18 protein-coding genes are annotated in these 16,246 nt (G+C 64.9%); 14 read left to right on the forward strand and 4 right to left on the reverse strand.

All coding sequences use genetic code 11. The features are described from left to right. Positions 1 to 27: 27 nt before the first annotated feature. Entirely contained in the window at positions 28 to 615 is a 588-nt protein-coding gene (locus CIK76_RS01250) for a pyroglutamyl-peptidase I (protein ID WP_096282976.1), read from the reverse strand. A 39-nt stretch (positions 616 to 654) separates the two neighbouring features. Between CIK76_RS01250 and rmuC the strand changes: the two genes are divergently transcribed. After that, positions 655 to 1,884, forward strand: a complete 1,230-nt coding sequence (gene rmuC, locus CIK76_RS01255; RefSeq protein ID WP_096282977.1) for a DNA recombination protein RmuC — start codon at positions 655 to 657, stop codon at positions 1,882 to 1,884. Here the strand turns inward: rmuC and CIK76_RS01260 are convergent. Together CIK76_RS01260 and CIK76_RS01265 are read right to left on the reverse strand one after the other, a co-directional pair. Further along, positions 1,881 to 2,375: a GNAT family N-acetyltransferase gene (locus tag CIK76_RS01260; RefSeq protein ID WP_096282978.1), complete on the reverse strand. Its 495-nt coding sequence runs from the start codon at positions 2,373 to 2,375 to the stop codon at positions 1,881 to 1,883. The two genes, rmuC and CIK76_RS01260, sit on opposite strands and share 4 nt — an antisense overlap. A gap of 60 nt (positions 2,376 to 2,435) precedes the next feature. After that, positions 2,436 to 2,915, reverse strand: coding sequence for an inorganic diphosphatase (locus tag CIK76_RS01265; protein ID WP_096282979.1), 480 nt, complete (start codon positions 2,913 to 2,915; stop codon positions 2,436 to 2,438). 98 nt (positions 2,916 to 3,013) lie between these two features. Here CIK76_RS01265 and CIK76_RS01270 point away from each other — a divergent pair, with 98 nt between their 5' ends. From CIK76_RS01270 to panC, 13 genes are all read left to right on the forward strand, one after another. Further along, positions 3,014 to 4,375: a D-alanyl-D-alanine carboxypeptidase gene (locus CIK76_RS01270; protein WP_096282980.1), complete on the forward strand. Its 1,362-nt coding sequence runs from the start codon at positions 3,014 to 3,016 to the stop codon at positions 4,373 to 4,375. Between the two features lie 9 nt (positions 4,376 to 4,384). Next, on the forward strand, positions 4,385 to 5,308 hold the full coding sequence (locus tag CIK76_RS01275; RefSeq protein WP_096282981.1) for a zinc-dependent metalloprotease: 924 nt from the start codon (positions 4,385 to 4,387) through the stop codon (positions 5,306 to 5,308). Beyond that, a complete protein-coding gene (tilS, locus tag CIK76_RS01280) occupies positions 5,305 to 6,261 on the forward strand; it encodes a tRNA lysidine(34) synthetase TilS (protein ID WP_096282982.1) in 957 nt (318 codons plus the stop codon). The genes CIK76_RS01275 and tilS overlap by 4 nt, the downstream gene beginning before the upstream one ends. A 50-nt stretch (positions 6,262 to 6,311) precedes the next feature. Further along, the gene (gene hpt, locus CIK76_RS01285; protein WP_096282983.1) at positions 6,312 to 6,863 is read left to right on the forward strand and encodes a hypoxanthine phosphoribosyltransferase; all 552 of its coding nucleotides are present in this window, start codon (positions 6,312 to 6,314) and stop codon (positions 6,861 to 6,863) included. Positions 6,864 to 6,970: 107 nt separating this feature from the next. After that, the gene (gene ftsH / locus CIK76_RS01290) at positions 6,971 to 8,896 is read left to right on the forward strand and encodes an ATP-dependent zinc metalloprotease FtsH (RefSeq protein ID WP_096282984.1); all 1,926 of its coding nucleotides are present in this window, start codon (positions 6,971 to 6,973) and stop codon (positions 8,894 to 8,896) included. A 10-nt stretch (positions 8,897 to 8,906) separates the two neighbouring features. Continuing rightward, positions 8,907 to 9,485 (forward strand): GTP cyclohydrolase I FolE, encoded by a 579-nt coding sequence (gene folE / locus CIK76_RS01295; RefSeq protein ID WP_255248300.1) that lies wholly within the window; start codon positions 8,907 to 8,909, stop codon positions 9,483 to 9,485. 5 nt (positions 9,486 to 9,490) lie between these two features. After that, positions 9,491 to 10,393, forward strand: a complete 903-nt coding sequence (gene folP, locus CIK76_RS01300; protein ID WP_096282985.1) for a dihydropteroate synthase — start codon at positions 9,491 to 9,493, stop codon at positions 10,391 to 10,393. Continuing rightward, a complete protein-coding gene (folK, locus tag CIK76_RS19740) occupies positions 10,380 to 11,213 on the forward strand; it encodes a 2-amino-4-hydroxy-6-hydroxymethyldihydropteridine diphosphokinase (protein WP_176484045.1) in 834 nt (277 codons plus the stop codon). Before folP ends, folK begins: the two co-directional genes overlap by 14 nt. Continuing rightward, on the forward strand, positions 11,210 to 11,671 hold the full coding sequence (locus CIK76_RS01310) for a DUF3180 domain-containing protein (protein ID WP_096282987.1): 462 nt from the start codon (positions 11,210 to 11,212) through the stop codon (positions 11,669 to 11,671). Before folK ends, CIK76_RS01310 begins: the two co-directional genes overlap by 4 nt. Next, a complete protein-coding gene (locus tag CIK76_RS01315) occupies positions 11,640 to 12,137 on the forward strand; it encodes a PH domain-containing protein (RefSeq protein ID WP_255248301.1) in 498 nt (165 codons plus the stop codon). Before CIK76_RS01310 ends, CIK76_RS01315 begins: the two co-directional genes overlap by 32 nt. Further along, positions 12,134 to 13,444 (forward strand): PH domain-containing protein, encoded by a 1,311-nt coding sequence (locus CIK76_RS01320; RefSeq protein WP_096282989.1) that lies wholly within the window; start codon positions 12,134 to 12,136, stop codon positions 13,442 to 13,444. The genes CIK76_RS01315 and CIK76_RS01320 overlap by 4 nt, the downstream gene beginning before the upstream one ends. A 4-nt stretch (positions 13,445 to 13,448) precedes the next feature. Further along, positions 13,449 to 14,315 (forward strand): DUF2520 domain-containing protein, encoded by an 867-nt coding sequence (locus tag CIK76_RS01325; protein ID WP_096282990.1) that lies wholly within the window; start codon positions 13,449 to 13,451, stop codon positions 14,313 to 14,315. 17 nt (positions 14,316 to 14,332) lie between these two features. Then, positions 14,333 to 15,187, forward strand: a complete 855-nt coding sequence (panC, locus tag CIK76_RS01330; protein ID WP_096283010.1) for a pantoate--beta-alanine ligase — start codon at positions 14,333 to 14,335, stop codon at positions 15,185 to 15,187. Position 15,188: 1 nt separating this feature from the next. On the opposite strand, the gene CIK76_RS01335 is transcribed toward panC, so the two are convergent. Next, positions 15,189 to 16,151: a nitronate monooxygenase gene (locus CIK76_RS01335; protein WP_096282991.1), complete on the reverse strand. Its 963-nt coding sequence runs from the start codon at positions 16,149 to 16,151 to the stop codon at positions 15,189 to 15,191. Between the last annotated feature and the right edge of the window lie 95 nt (positions 16,152 to 16,246).

Raw genomic sequence — 16,246 nt, forward strand, 5'->3', positions numbered from 1 at the left:
ACGTCGGTCGAACTGTGTTGCAATGAACTATCCCTCAACCAACTGTGAACAGAAAGTAATTACTGCCTCGCTAAGGCCGGCAAAGCTCAGTTCACTGTGTGCCAGTGCTACCGTGTCGGTCTCCGCACCAACCAGCGCCCGCGCGTTGCCGGGGCGCCATGCGGGGACGTGGATAAATTGCGCCGGGATGCTCAAACCGTAGGCGTGGTAGGCGATGTGGTTGCACACAAACCTGCCGGCATCCTCGCTGACTGCCAGTTGACTAGGTGTTTTCAGCGTCGCCTCGCGGCGGCGCGGACCGTTGGGAATGATGCGCTCGCCGGCCGGTTGGTGGCCGTCGTTATCGGCGATGCGCGCAGTGTGCTCGTTGACCGCCCAGCGCTCCAGATTGATCTCGGTGCGCCCGCCGGCCTCTCCGAGCAGCACCAGCGCGTCCGGTTGGTGCATGCTAAGCAACTCGCCCAGGGCCGGGAATGCACGGGTGAAGGATACTGGCAGGAGTCCGGTTACGATCTGGTGTTCGCCGGCCGTGGCCGGCAACCGGCGCACGAGCTCGGCGCTGGCGTTGTGGGTGTCGGTTCCGAAGGGCTCAAAGCCGGTGACCAGGATGCGCATGGGTCCATTATGTCCGACGGTGCTGATACCTCTTGAGCTATGACTATTGTGCTGTTGGTGCTTGTGCTACTCAATATCCTGCTTGCCGTCGGCGCGCTCTTGCTGATCGTACGGCGGACCGGTTCGAATGATCAGGAACAGATTGCCGCGACGGTGCGCGCAACCCATGGCGAGCTGCGCCAGGACCTGGGCGCGCAACGCGGCGAGCTGCGCGATTCGCTGCACGAGGTGCGCCGGGACAGCGAACAGCGGCTGGAAGCGATCCGCACCACCGTGGATGCGAAGATCACCGCGCTGAACGAATCGAATCAGCACATGCACCGCCAGCTGCAAGGTGCGCTGCGCGAAGAACTCGAGCGCTTGCGCGTGGGCAACGAGTCGAAGCTCGAGAAGATGCGCGAGACGGTCGACGAGAAACTGCAAGGGACCTTGGAGAAGCGGCTCGGTGAATCTTTTGAGCTGGTCAGCCAGCGTTTGGAGCAGGTGCAAAAGGGGCTGGGCGAAATGCAGAATCTTGCGGCAGATGTCGGCGGGCTCAAGCGTGTGCTGACAAATGTGAAAAGCCGGGGCACCTGGGGTGAGGTGCAGCTCTCGCGCCAATTGGAAGACCTGCTCACCACGGAGCAGTATGCGCAGAACGTGGTGATCCGGCCCGAGAGCCGCGACAGCGTCGAGTTCGCGGTGATCATGCCTGGTCGGGACGAGAATCCGGTATATCTGCCGATTGACTCGAAGCTGCCGCAGGAAGACTACGAGCGGCTCTTGGACGCCCAGGAATCGGGCGACAAGGTGCAAATCGATGCGGCGAGCAAGGCGCTGGATAAGGCCATCATCATCCAGGCGAAGAAAATCGCGGAGAAGTACATCGAACCGCCGCACAGCACGGACTTCGCGATCATGTATCTGCCCACCGAGGGGCTCTTCGCCGAGGTGGTGCGCCGCCCGGGACTCGCCAGCCGGCTGCAAACCGAACACCGGGTGCTGGTCACCGGTCCGACGACGCTGATGAGCCTGCTCAATTCCCTGCAGATGGGCTTCCGGACCCTGGCCATCGAAAAGCGCAGCAGCGAGGTCTGGCAGGTGCTTTCCGCGGCGAAGGCCGAGTTTGGCAAGTATGGGGACGTGTGGGACAAGCTGGAGAAGCAGTTGACCACCGCGCAGAACACCGTCAAGGAGGCCGGAACCCGAACCCGGGCGGTGGAACGCAGGTTGAAGGATGTGCAGAGCCTGCCCGAAGAGCCTGTTTTGGAGAAGGTTCTCGGGCTCTAACGGTTCAGCCGGAGCTTGAATCCGAGATGCGAGGCGCTGAAGCCCAGCCGCTGGTAGAACTGGTGGGCTTCGAGCCGCGAGGCGTCGGAGGTGAGCTGGATCAGCCCGGCGGCGCAGGCCGGCGCCGCCGCGTCGATTACCCAGCGCAGCATCGCCGAACCCAGGCCCGTCGAGCGGGAATCGGAGCGCACGCGGACCGCCTCCACGTTCAATCTGACGGATCCGCCCCGGGAGATCCCGGGGATGGAAGTCAACTGCAGCATCGCGATCACCTCGCCGGCGCGTTCGCCGAGCACCAGGTCGTTGCCGGGATCGGCCAGCAACCGTTCCAGGGCCTGCGCATAGCCCTCGGACTCGACCGTTGCTTCGCGGGCGGCGCCAAGCACATCATCGGCCAAGAGCCGGCGCAATGCCGGAAGGTCCGCCGCTTCGGCGCGACGCAGCATTACCTCGGCATTCAGCGGCGTGGGCAGGTCGAGAGCAGCGAGCACGGGTTGCCTTTCGAAATAACTAGGGGCGAGGACCAATCGGTCCCCGCCCCTAGATCGTGGTTAAGCCTTGAAACGCTCGATGGAGCGAGCCAGTTCGGCCTCGGCGGCCGCGCGCCCCTCCCAGCCCTCGGCCTTGACCCACTTGCCCGGTTCCAGGTCCTTGTAGCGGGTGAAGAAGTGCTCGATTTCCTTGATCAGCCACTGATCGATGTCTTCGAGTTCCTTGATGTGGTCGAAGCGCTTGTCGGTCGGCACGCACAGCAGCTTCGCGTCGCCACCGCCATCGTCGGTCATGTTGAAAACGCCGATGGGGCGGGACTCGACGATGACGCCAGGGATCAAATCGACACCCGGGATGTAAACCATGGCGTCCAATGGATCGCCGTCTTCGCCCAGGGTGTCGTCGAAGTAGCCGTAGTGGGTCGGGTACTGCATGGAGGTGAAGAGCACTCGATCCAGGCGTAAGCGATGGGTCTCGTGGTCGATTTCGTACTTGACGCGTGATCCAGTTGGGATCTCGATGGTCACGTCGTGGCTCATAAAAAGCACACTCCTAAACTAGTCTTAGGGATATCCGCTAATAAGCGTATCGCCCCCGGGGGCATAAGTAGCTAAACCCGCGAGAGGAACATGCTCACATGAACACTGCCGCAAGACGCGCACTGACGCTGGCGGTGGCCCTGTTGGCGGTGGTGGGCATGGCCGTGGCGATGTTCAGCGCGCCGCGCAGCTTCACCGGTGAACCGCAGGCGCATTACGTGCGCGCCAGTGCAACCGCCCCGGCAGCCGAACCTGTCGCCCTGCAGGATCTGGATCCCGAGGCTCCGATGCCCGATAGCGCGGTGCTCTCCGCGCAGCTGGATGCGATCCTGGGCACCAAGGGGGATAAGACCTCCTTCAACGCCCAGGTGGTCGACGTGGCCAGCGGCAAGGTACTCTACGACAAGAATGCGCAAACTCCCGGAACTCCGGCCTCAAGCCTGAAGGTGGCCACCGCGCTGGCCGCGCTGGATACCTTCGGCGGGGAGCACCAACTGTCCACCAGCGTGTGGCTCGACGGGGGCACCCTGGTGCTGCGCGGCGGCGGGGACGTGCTGCTGGGCGACGGTGCATCCGATCCCGCGCACCCCAAGGGATATGCGGGCCTGGCCACCCTCGCGGCGCAAACCGCGAAGGCCCTGGCGGATCGCGGCATCGGGGAGGTGGAGCTCTGGCTCGACGATTCGCTCTTCGGCGATGCGCAGCGGAATCCGGCCTGGGATAAGTCGTTGTTCACCTCGAATAACATCGGCGCGGTCTACCCGATCGCGCACTACGCCGGACGCGCCGCCGAAAGCACCCGCTCGGCCTATCAGTCCGATGCCGCACAGCAGGTGCGCAAGGTCTTCGCCGCCGAGCTGGGCAAGCAGGTGAAGGTCAACGCGGGCGGACGCGGCGCCTACGAGGGCGGGGAACAGCTCACCGAGGTGCTCTCGGCCCCGCTGCGCGTCCAGATCAAGCACATGCTGCTGGTCTCGGACAACTACCTGACCGAAGCCATGGGCCGAATGGTCGCGGTGCACAAGGGCATGGACCCGAAGCAGGCCGGGCTGGCCGTGCAGCAGGTGGCGCAAACATATGGCGCCACCGTCATATCTTTGGTGGATACCAGCGGGCTGGCGGCAACCAACCAAATTTCACCGGCCGCGTTGACCACGTTGCTGCGCGCCGCGGCCACCAGCGGAAAACCCGAACTGCGCGAGCTGGTCTACTCGCTGCCCGTCGCCGGGTACAACGGCACCCTGATGAATCGGCTCGATGCGGCCGCTACCCTCGGGCTGGTGCGGGCAAAAACCGGATCGCTGACCGGGGTGGCCACGCTGACCGGAATGACGCTGACCGAAGACGGGCGGCTGATCGCCTTCAGCATCTTTGCCGCGCAGCCCGACGGGACGCTGGCACCACATAAACCAACCATCGACCAGGCAGTCACCGCCCTGCGCGGCTGTGGGTGCCGGTAGGAGAATTACATGAGCCAGTTCATCGATTGGGATCTCGCCGTAGGCACCGCAAAAACGCTCATGCCCGCCGGGCCGGCGCTGAGCGGCAAACAGGCGGCGCGGATCGTGGAAGAACTGCGCATCGCCGGCGGGCAGGGGCTCGGAGAAGCCGAACGGATCTCGCAGCTGACCTCCACCGCACCATCCGAAACCCTGGTGGTGGACCGCGCCGGCTGGGCCAAGGCGGTCAGCCAGAACTTTGCCGCAATGCTTCCCGAGATGCCCAAAACCCCCACCGCCCTGCCGCTGATCGCCGGGGCGGAACTCGGCGCGGTGCTTTCGGTGCTCGGCACCAGAGTGCTGGGGCAATTCGACCCGTTCGCCGGTCCCCGGCTGCTGCTCAACGCCCCGACGATCACCCAGATCCGCGGCGAGCTGAACCTGAACGCGCGGGACTTCTACCTGTGGATCGCCACCCACGAGCAGACCCACCGGCTGCAGTTCGAGCATGCGCCATGGATCCCGGGGGTGATGAAGCAGACCCTGGCCGAGGTCTTCGAGCCGCTGGGCGGAAAGACCAGCTCGATGAATGACCTCGGGGCGCGGATCAAAACCATGCGCAGCGAGGTCGGCGAGCTGACCAGCATCATGTCGGTGCTCGAAGGCCACGCCATGGTCGTGATGAACGACGTCAGCTCGATCCGCACGATCAAGACCATCCGCAACCGCTTCACCGCCCGCGGCAAGAACCGTTCGCCCTGGGCCAGCTGGATCGGCAAGCTGCTGGGCATGGACGCCAAGGCCCGCCAGTACGAGCGCGGCGCGAAGTTCGTGCGCCACCTGGTGGACGAGATCGGCTATGCCGGCTTCAATGAGATCTTCACCGACCGGGAATTGTTCCCGAGCTCCGCGGAACTCGATAACCCCGCACGCTGGCTGGCCCGCACCCGATGAGCCGGCCGATCGACCTGGCCCGCAACGCGGTGGCGGCGCAGGCCGGAGAATTCGCGCTGCTCGGCGTTTCGGGCGGGGCCGACTCCCTGGCGCTGGCCATCGCCGCGAGCCAGCTGCGCGAGCGAATCCGCTTTGCCGTGGTGATCGTGGACCATGGCCTGCAACCGGGCAGCGCCGCGGTGGCGGCGCGCGCCGCCGCGCAATGCCAGGCGCTGGGCCTGGAAGAGGTGCTGCTCAAGACGGTGCACACCGCCGGGGACGAGGCCTCCGCCCGGGCCGCCCGGTATGCGGCCTTCGAGCAGGCCATGGAGCAGACCGGGGCGCAACGCCTGCTGCTCGCGCACACCAAAGACGATCAGGCCGAACAGGTGCTGCTGGGGATCCTGCGCGGTTCGGGCACCAGGTCCCTGGCCGGAATACCTGTTTCGCGCGGCCCCTACGCCCGTCCGCTGCTGGAGCTGACCCGCCAGGACACCGAGCAAATCTGCGCACGGGCCTCAGTGGAGTACTGGGAAGACCCGAGCAACGCGGACACCGCCTACCGGCGCAACCACATCCGCCACGAGGTGCTCCCGTTTTTGCGTGCGCAGCTCGGCGGGCACCTGACCGAGGCGCTGGCCCGCACTGCGGCGCTGGCGGCGGCGGATGCAGACGCGCTGGACGCCTGGGCCGGGCGGGCGTGGGAGCAGGCGCGCAGCGCCGCCGGGGTGGACTTGCGTATTCTTGCCACTTTTCCCGAGGCCATCGCCTCCAGGGTGCTGCGTCTGGCCGCCGCCGACGCCGGGGCGCTGAACCTGGGCAGCGAGCGCACGGCGGCCCTGTGCGCGCTGGCCGGGGTGGGGGCGAGCAAGTCCCGTTCGGCCGGTCCGGTGCAGCTCGAAGGCAAGATCAGCGCGCTGCGGCGCTCCTCGGTGATAGTTTTCACCACCACAAGCTCAACAACACTAAACTAAATGTGGCACTCTAGTTGAGTACCCCACCTCTGAGAATCAGGAGAACCCTCGTGGATTCGAACACAGTCAAGGCCGATCTCGCGCACGTACTGTATACCAAGGAAGACATCCAGGCTCGTATCGACGAACTGGCTGCACAGATCGACAAGGATTACGAGGGACGCGACATCCTCGTTGTCGGCGTGCTCAAGGGTGCGGTGATGGTCATGGCGGATCTGGTCCGCGCGCTGAAGTCCCACCTGTCCATGGACTGGATGGCGGTCTCCTCCTACGGTTCCGGAACCCAGTCTTCCGGCGTGGTGCGCATCCTCAAGGACCTGGACACCGATTTGATGGGCAAGCATGTGCTCATCGTCGAAGACATCATCGACTCGGGCCTGACCCTGTCCTGGTTGAAGGCCAACCTGGAATCCCGCGGCCCGGCCTCGGTGGAAATCTGCACCCTGCTGCGCAAGCCGGAAGCGGCGAAGGTGGAAATCGACGTGAAATACGTCGGCATGGACATTCCCAACGAATTTGTTGTCGGCTACGGCTTGGATTACGCGGAAAAGTACCGCAACCTGGACTGCGTGGGCACCTTGGCTCCGCACATCTACGAGTAGGGAACTTTTAACGCCGCTTAGGCGTTGAACTGAATCGAAGGTGGCGTTGCCCGGACGCCGGCAGAACGCGTGAGGGGGATGCGAAAGGTACGGGACCTTTCGGGTCGATGAAAACTAAGAAGATTTTTAACAGCTGGATCATTTGGGTCCTGGTCGGTGTGACCGCGATGGTGTTGTTCCTGCCGATGGTATTCGGCAACGGTTCGGCACAAGTGGATACCTCCGTGGGCCTGAACCAACTCACCAGCGGTAACGCCACCGAAGCGAAGATCTTCGACGGAGATCAACGAGTAGACCTGACCCTGCGCGACGCGCTGAACGTCGACGGAGTGGACAAGGGAAAGAAGATTTCCTTCTACTACTCCGTGCCCCGCGCCGACCAGGTGGTCGACGCGATGAACGACGCGCAGCTGAGCAAGTTCACCGATCAGCCGGTGGAAAACAACTGGCTGCTCTCGATGCTCGGCATCATCATCCCCTTCATCCTGATTGCAGGCATCTTCTGGTTCATCTTGGCGCGCAGCCAGGGTGGTGGCTCGAAGGTGATGCAGTTCGGCAAGTCCAAGGCGAAACTGATCACCAAGGATATGCCGCAGGTGACCTTCGTGGATGTGGCCGGCGCCGAAGAGGCGGTGGAGGAACTGCACGAAATCAAGGAGTTCCTGCAGGAGCCCGCCAAATTCCAGGCCCTGGGCGCGAAGATCCCCAAGGGCGTGCTGCTCTACGGCCCTCCGGGCACCGGCAAGACGCTGCTGGCCAAGGCCGTGGCCGGCGAGGCGGCGGTCCCGTTCTACTCGATTTCGGGTTCCGACTTTGTCGAGATGTTCGTCGGCGTGGGTGCCTCGCGCGTCCGCGATTTGTTCGAACAGGCCAAGACCAACTCCCCGGCGATCATCTTCGTTGACGAGATCGACGCCGTGGGCCGGCACCGCGGCGCCGGCATCGGCGGCGGCAACGATGAACGCGAGCAGACGCTGAACCAGCTGCTGGTCGAAATGGACGGCTTCGACGCCACCACCAACGTCATCCTGATTGCCGCGACCAACCGCCCGGACGTGCTGGACCCGGCGCTGCTGCGCCCGGGACGCTTCGACCGGCAGATCCCGGTGGAGGCACCGGATCTGAAGGGCCGCGAACAGATTCTGAAGGTCCACGTGGCCGGCAAGCCGATGGACGCCACGGTGGATCTGAACGCGGTGGCGAAGAAGACCCCGGGCTACACCGGCGCGGATTTGGCCAACGTGCTCAACGAGGCCGCGCTGCTCACCGCCCGCTCGAACGCAAACCTGATCGATGACCGCGCGCTGGATGAGGCCATCGACCGCGTCATGGCCGGCCCGCAGAAGCGCACCCGGCTGATGGACGAGCACGAGCGCAAGGTCACCGCCTACCACGAGGGCGGCCACGCGCTGGTGGCCGCGGCGATGAACCAGACCGCACCGGTCACCAAGATCACCATCCTGCCCCGCGGCCGCGCCCTGGGCTACACCATGGTGGTCCCGGAGTCCGACAAGTACTCGATCACCCGCAACGAGCTGCTGGACCAGATGGCCTACGCCATGGGCGGGCGCGTGGCCGAGGAGATCGTCTTCCACGATCCCTCCACCGGCGCCTCCAACGACATCGAGAAGGCCACCGACACCGCACGCAAGATGGTCACCGAATACGGCATGAGCGAGAAGATCGGCGCGGTGCGCCTGGCCTCCTCGGCCGCCGCGCAGGGCATGGGCACCGCGAGCCGGGACTACTCCGATGAGATGGCCCACCTGGTCGACGAGGAGGTGCGCACGCTCATCGAGCAGGCGCATGACGACGCCTACTGGGCGCTGACCGCCAACCGCCACGTGCTGGACCGCCTGGCCCTGGCCCTGCTGGAGCACGAAACGCTGAACCAGAAGGAAATCGCCGAGCTCTTCGTCGACCTGGTCAAGCTCGACAAGCGCGAGGTGTGGCTGAGCAACGACGGGCGCCCGGTCCACGAACAAGGCCCGGTATTAAGCCCCAAGGAGCGCGCGGCGCGTTCGACCGACTAGTATCGAAGTCGTGATTGAAGTCAATGAGATCGACCAGCCGCGCATTGCCGCGGCGGTCCGCGAAATCCTCGAAGCGATCGGCGAAGATCCGGACCGCGATGGCCTGCTGGACACCCCGAAGCGGGTAGCCAAGGCCTACGCCGAATTCTTCGCCGGTTTGCATCAGGATGCCGCCGAACACCTGTCCACCACTTTCGACATCGAACATGACGAACTGGTGCTGGTCAAGGACATCCCGTTCTATTCCACCTGCGAACACCATCTGGTCCCGTTCTACGGCACCGCGCATATCGGCTACATTCCGGGCCGCGGCGGCAAAGTCACCGGGCTGAGCAAGCTGGCGCGCCTGGTCGAGGTCTTCGCCCGCCGCCCGCAGGTGCAAGAGCGCTTGACCACCCAGATCGTCGATGCGCTCGTTGAACACCTCGAACCCACCGGCGCGATCGTCGTGATCGAATGCGAGCACATGTGCATGTCGATGCGCGGGGTGCGCAAACCCGGCGCAAAGACCGTCACCAGTGCGGTGCGCGGACAGCTGCGGGAGACCGCAACCCGTGCCGAAGCCATGAGCCTGATCCTCGGAAGGTAGCAACTATGTCACTTGGAGCCATCCCGGGCACCGGCCCGGCCACCAGCCCGCTGACCGTGATCCGCAAGTCGAAGCGGAAGACCTTCGCGGACCTTCCCACCGGGCGCACCCTGGTGATGGGGATCCTGAACGTCACCGAGGATTCCTTCTCCGACGGCGGCGAGTTCCTGGGCACCGACAAGGCGCTGGACCACGGGCTGAAGCTGCTCTACGCCGGAGCCGACATCATCGACGTGGGCGGGGAATCCACCCGTCCGGGAGCCAAGGCCGTGGATCCCGCCCTGGAGCAGGCGCGCATCATCCCGGTGATCGAGGCGCTGGCCAAGGCCGGCGCGGTGATCTCCGTGGACACCATGCACGTGTCCACCGCCCGCGCGGCCATCGCCGCCGGGGCGCACCTGATCAACGACGTCTCCGGGCTGACCTATGAGCAGGGCATGGCGGAACTGATCGCCGAAACCGGGGTCCCCTACGTGCTGATGCACCGCCGCGGCACCGCCGCGAATATGGTGCACGAGGCAAACTACGGGGACCCGGTGGCCGAGGTGCTCGCCGAGCTGCGCACCCTGCGCGACGAATTCCTGGCCAAGGGCGTGAAGCCCGAACAGCTGATCCTCGACCCGGGCCTGGGCTTCGCCAAGGACGCCGAGCACAACTGGGCGCTGCTGGCCAACCTGGCGGCCTTCGAGTCGCTGGGCCACCCGGTGCTGGTCGGCACCAGCCGCAAGCGTTTCCTCGGCGAACTGCTCGCCGACGGCAAGACCCCGCGTGAACCGCTGGGCCGCGACGTAGCGACCGCCGCGACCACCGTGCTCGCCGCCCGGGACAACGCCTGGGCGGTACGCGTGCACGATGTGGCGGCCAGCCGCGACGCGTTGGAAGTCGTGCAGGCCTATGGATCGCATTAGCATTCAGGGGATTTCCGCCACCGGCTATCACGGGGTCTTCGACCACGAGAAGCGCGAGGGCCAGGAATTCCGCATCGACGTGGTGCTGCACGTGGACATCACCCGGGCCGCACTGAGCGATGACGTGGCGGACACCGTGGACTACGGGGCCGTCAGCCAGCTGGTGGTCGATCAGATCCAGGCCGGCCCCTGGGACCTGATCGAAAAGCTCGGAGCGCAGATCGCCGAGGCGATCCTCGCCGCCTGGCGCTCGGTGGCCACCGTGGAGGTGGTGGTGCACAAGCCGCAGGCTCCGATTCCGGTGCCTTTTTCCGATGTGAGCATCTCGCTGACCCGGCAGCAGAGCGTGCATACCGCGATTATCGCGCTGGGCGCCAACCTCGGGGACAGCGCCGCGACGCTGCGCTCGGCGATCGCGGAACTGCGCGAGCACCTCGAGGTGCTGCGGACCTCCCCGGTAGCGATTACCAAGCCGGTGGGCGGCCCGCCCGAACAGCCGGACTACACCAACCAGGTCATCGAGGTGCGCACCACCCTGGGCCCGCACGAGCTGCTTGAGCTGTGCCAAAGCATCGAGGCCAACCACGAGCGCACCCGCGAGGTGCGCTGGGAGGCGCGCACGCTGGACCTGGATCTGATCACCTTCGACCAGCTGCGCCTGGACGGGGAATCGCTGACCCTGCCGCATCCGCGCGCCCACACCCGCGGGTTCGTGCTCGCCCCGTGGAGCTGGATGGACGCCGACGCGGTATTGAATGGCCAGCTGGTATCCCGGCTGGCGGCCGAAGCGGCGGACACCGCGGACATCATCAGGCTATGAACCGGCTCAAGCTGCGCACGCTCATCTGGTGCACGCTGCTCGGCGGCGTGACCGGTTGGGTTGCGCTGCGCCTGCTCACGGCCACCGGCAGGTTCTCCCCGGTGCTCGACTACGCCGCGTTGTTCTCCTTGGGCGCGGTGTGCGCGGTGGTCCTCTTCCTCGGCATCCGGGTCAAGCGTTCGACCCTGGGCCGCGGCCATATCGACCCGATCGCCGCCGCGCGCACGCTGGTGCTCGCGCAGGCGGCCGCCTACGCCGGCGCACTGATTACCGGCTGGCATCTGGCCCCGCTGCTGACCTTGCTGTTCGCCTCCGGCTCGAGCCCCACGCTCACCCGCGCGATGGTCCTCACCGGCGCCGGGATCCTGATGGTGATCATCGGCTACCTTGTTCAGCACCTTTGCAAACTACCGCCCGAGGACACCGATGAAAACACCGATGGAATCGTCACCGAATAACTTCACCGCGGTGGACCCCGACTATTTCAGGGTCAAGCTGGTCACCTGGCTGATCCAGACCGGCAGCTACCTGCTGGTGGCGCTGCTGCCGCTGATCCTGCGCCTGTTCGGCATCCCCGTGCCCTGGTGGCTTCTCATCGCGCCGCCGCTGGTTGTGCTTGGCCTGGCCTTGCCGATCCTGCGCATGCTGCGCCGCCAGGTGCAGGCGCTGGGCTACCGGGAACGCGACGAAGATCTGCTGGTGCGTTCCGGGGTGCTCTGGCGCAAACAACTTGTCATCCCCTACGGGCGCATGCAATACGTCGAGGTCACCAGCGGGCCGCTGGAACGCCGCTATGGATTGTGCAAGCTGACGCTGAACACCGCCGCCGGGTCTGCCACCGCGGTCATTCCCGGGCTTCGTGAGGACACCGGGCAGGCGTTGCGCGAACGCTTGGTCGCGGCCGGCGAGGCGAACCTGCTGTGAACGAATGGCAGCGGGTCCACCCGGCCAGCCCCTTTGTGCACGGCTGGCTGGCCATCGTGGGTTTGGCCTGGGTGTACTGGCAGAACACCGATGACATTTCCTGGGAAGAGCGGTTCACCGGCAGCCGGCTGACCTGGACGGTGGGCCTCGGCTCGGCGGCGCTGGTGCTGGTGCTCATCTTCTACGCGCTGTCCTGGTATTTCACCCGCTACCGGATCAGCGAAACCCACGTTTATGTAAATTCCGGAATGGTATTCCGCAGCCAAAAGCAGGCGCGCATCGACCGGGTGCAGGGCATCGACATCGCCCAGCCCTTGGTGGCCCGGCTGCTCGGCTTGGCCGAACTGCGCTTCGATGTGGCCGACGGTTCGGCCTCGGTCATGCGCCTGTCCTTCCTGCGCAAGGCGCACGCCCACCAGCTGCGTGCCGAGATCCTGGCGCTGGCCCAGGGCGAGATCCCCGAGGCCGAAGAAGCCGCGCAGCCGGTTCCGCTGATGGCCAAGGTGCCAGCCGGACGCCTGCTCGCCTCGCTGTTCCTGCGGCTTCCCACGGTGGTTGGCGTGCTCTTGGCGTTGGTTCTGGGCATCCTGAGCCTCTCGGGGGTTGGCGTGCTGGTTGCCGGCCTGGTGCCGATGCTGCTCGGCTTCGGCGGCTGGTTCTACAAGGAACTGAACAACTCATGGAACTTCAGTGCGAGCGCCACGGATACCGGCCTGCGGATCAGCCACGGGCTGGCCGATACCAAGCAGCAGTCGTTGCCGGCCGGCCGGGTGCAGTCGATCCAGATCAGTTCGCCGGCCTTTTGGCGGCTGCTCGGCTGGTACCGGGTGGAGGTCAACGCGCTCGGTGTCGGTGAAGAAGAAATGTCGAATCTGCTGGTGCTGCCCGTCGGGGACTTCGAAGCGGTCACCCAGGTGATGGGGATCTTGCTGCCCGAGTTGGGGGTCGAGAACCAGCGCGCGGTGCTGCATACCGCCATCACCAGCGGAACCGACCACGGTTTCACCAGCTCACCGGCTCGTGCCAAGGCCTTGTCCCCGGGTGCCTGGAAGCATCAGGCGTTTTTGAGCACCAGCAGTTGCGTGATCACCCGCTTCGGCTGGCTCTCGCGCAGCGCAGCTTTTGTGCCGCATCGGCGGATCCAGGGGATGGTGCTGCAGCAGGGCCCCTGGGAGCGTCGCCGGGAGTTGGCGGGGATCCGCCTGTACAGCGCCGGCGGCTCGATCATGGGCTACATGCATCAGCTCGATGAGCAGGTAGCGACAGAATTTTTTGCGGCGCAAGCGCGGCGACAGGTTGAGAGGTAGATCCATGGAGGCACCCCGCTTAGGAATTGGAATCATCTCCGCCGGCAAGGTCGGAGCGATCCTCGGGGCCGCGTTGGCGGCCGCCGGACACCGGATCACCGGCGTGCATGCGGTCTCCGAAGCGTCGCGGGACCGTGCCGAGGTGTTGCTGCCCGGCGTGGAAATTCTGGATCCGGCCGAAATCCTGCGGCGCAGCGAGCTGGTGCTCTTCGCGGTTCCCGATGATGTGCTCGGCGAACTGGTTCAGGGCCTGGCCGCCGCTGGACACTTTGTGACCGGTCAGCTGGTTGCCCACACCGCCGGACGTTACGGCACCGGGATCCTGGAGCCCGCGCGAGCTGCCGGAGCCTTCCCGCTGGCCATCCACCCGGCGATGACCTTTACCGGGATGAGCTTGGATCTGCAACGCCTTACCGACTGCGTCTTCGCCGTCACCGCGGATGAAATCATGCTCCCCGTGGCTCAGGCACTAGTGGTGGAGATGCGCGGAGAGCCGGTGGTGATCGCCGAGGAGGACCGCGTGAGCTATCACGCGGCGCTGGCCCATGCGGCAAACCATCTGAATACAATTACCGCGCAATCGGCCGATATGCTGCGCCGGATCGGGGTGCAAGACCCGGCGGCCATCCTGCGTGGGTTGATGGGCGCAAGCCTGGATAACGCCTTGCGTTCGGGAGCCGGAGCCTTGACCGGTCCGGTAGCCCGGGGAGATGTGGGAACCGTCAGAGCGCATCTGGCCGCGATGGCCAAGGACCAAACCGAGACCGTGGACAGCTACCGCAGCCTGTCACGGGCTACCGCGCAACGCGCGGCGGCACTCGGGCGGATCTCACCGGGGACACTTCAAGAACTGCTGCAGGTTCTAGAATAGAGGGCGTGAAGACCCCGATGATTGTTCAAACCCGCGATGAGCTGAAGACAGCGATCGCTCAGGCCAACCCGCAAACTCTGGGCTTTGTCCCCACCATGGGGGCATTGCACCAGGGGCACGCGCGACTTTTTGCCAAGGCGCGTAGCGAAAACGAGCTGGTGGTCAGTTCGGTCTTCGTCAATGAGCTGCAATTCAATGACGCGCAGGACTATGCCAATTATCCGCGTGACCTCGATGCCGATGTGCAGTTAGCCGCGCAGGCCGGGGTTGATATCGTCTTCGCGCCGCGCGCGGAGGAAATCTACCACGCGGGGATGCCGTTGATTCGGCTGAACAGCGGGGTGCTGGGCGAAATGTACGAGGGGGCCTCCCGCCCGGGGCATTTCGACGGGATGCTGGCAGTGGTGGCTAAGCTGCTTCACCTGGCAGATCCGCGGCAAGGCGAATACCGTGCCTATTTCGGGCAGAAGGATGCACAGCAGTTGGCGCTCATTCGGCGGATGGTCGCAGATTTGGACTACCCGGTTCAGTTGCGCTCGGTGCCGATCGTCAGAAGCCCCGAAGGACTGGCGCTGTCCAGCCGCAATGCGTTGCTCAACTCCGAAGAATTGCGGGCCGCGTTGGTGCTGCACCGTGCGATCGAACTGATTTCCGGGCGTGCTGCCCGTCATGAACCGCTGAATATTGACGACGCGCTGGGCCTGTTCCAAATGGAACCACTAGTCGAGCTCGACTATTTCGTGGTGGTTGACCCCAATACGCTCCAGGAGCTCGCCTTCAATTGCCAGGACACTCCCTTTACCGGGCAGGGCCTCGTGCTGGTGGCGGCGAAGGTCGGTAATGTGCGCTTGATCGATAACCAGCCTATTTGAGTCAGCCGAAGCGTCGTGCGGTCTGCTCGAGAATTTCGCGGAATTGTCCCAGCTCGGCCATGATCTGCGCGGTGCTCTCCTCCGCTTGAACGAATTGGACCGCTTCACCCGCATAAACCGGGGCCATCGAGACCAGGGCTTGCGCGCGGGCATTGCGCATCTGTTCAAGCAGCTGTTCCGTGGCAGCGGCCTGCAGCCCGGGAATGTCTCCGGCCCAGCGCTGGCTGAATTCGTTTCTCAGTGCCCGTCCGCCAAACTCTTCCGCCCAGGGGAGCTGTTGAGCGATATCAAATGCGCGGGTGTATACGGTGTCGTCTAGTCCGGCGGCCAAGACCGCGACCTTTACGTTCTCGTGTCCGCTGGCTTCGGCACTAGCAAGGAAACGCGTCCCTACCCAAGCCGCATCTGCGCCGGCGCTTAACACCGCAGCGACAGCCCGAGCGGTTCCGATGCCGCCGGCGGCGATCACCGGTTTCACGTTCTGCATCGTCGCCAGCTGCACCAGCGGTAGCGTTCCCGCTTCATTGCGGCCATGTCCGCCACCTTCCCCGCCCCGGGCAATGACTACATCGATATCATCTTGCATGGCCCGGGCGAGGTCTTCGGCGTTTCCCACCTGCATGGCCGTGAGCACTCCCGCTTCGTGGGCCAGGGCCGCACTCCTGGTGGGGTCGCCGAAACTCAAAACAACCAATGACGGCTCGTAGTCGAGGAAGCTTTCCAGGGCGCTCAAGTCATTTTCCAAAGACCACGCCATGAAACCAACACCCCACGGGGAATCTGTTGAGCCCATATGGGCTGCCTGCTCCGAGATCCATTCGCCGGTGGGGCTGGCCGGGCAGCCAATCATCCCTACGCCGCCGGCGGCGCTGACGGCGGCAGCGAGCTTGCCTCCGGCGGCTCCTGCCATCGAAGCGTTAAAGATTGGCTCACGGTATCCAAGGAGTGTCTGAAGGTCGCTCATAACGCCAGACTAGGACACCAAATTGAATGTGACGCAGAACCCCCTCCGTCGATTTGTAAGTTAACCGAAGTCTCTGTATAGTTTTTCTCTGTTGC

The sequence above is a fragment of the Glutamicibacter sp. BW80 genome (assembly GCF_002332385.1).
Classification (GTDB): Bacteria; Actinomycetota; Actinomycetes; order Actinomycetales; family Micrococcaceae; genus Glutamicibacter.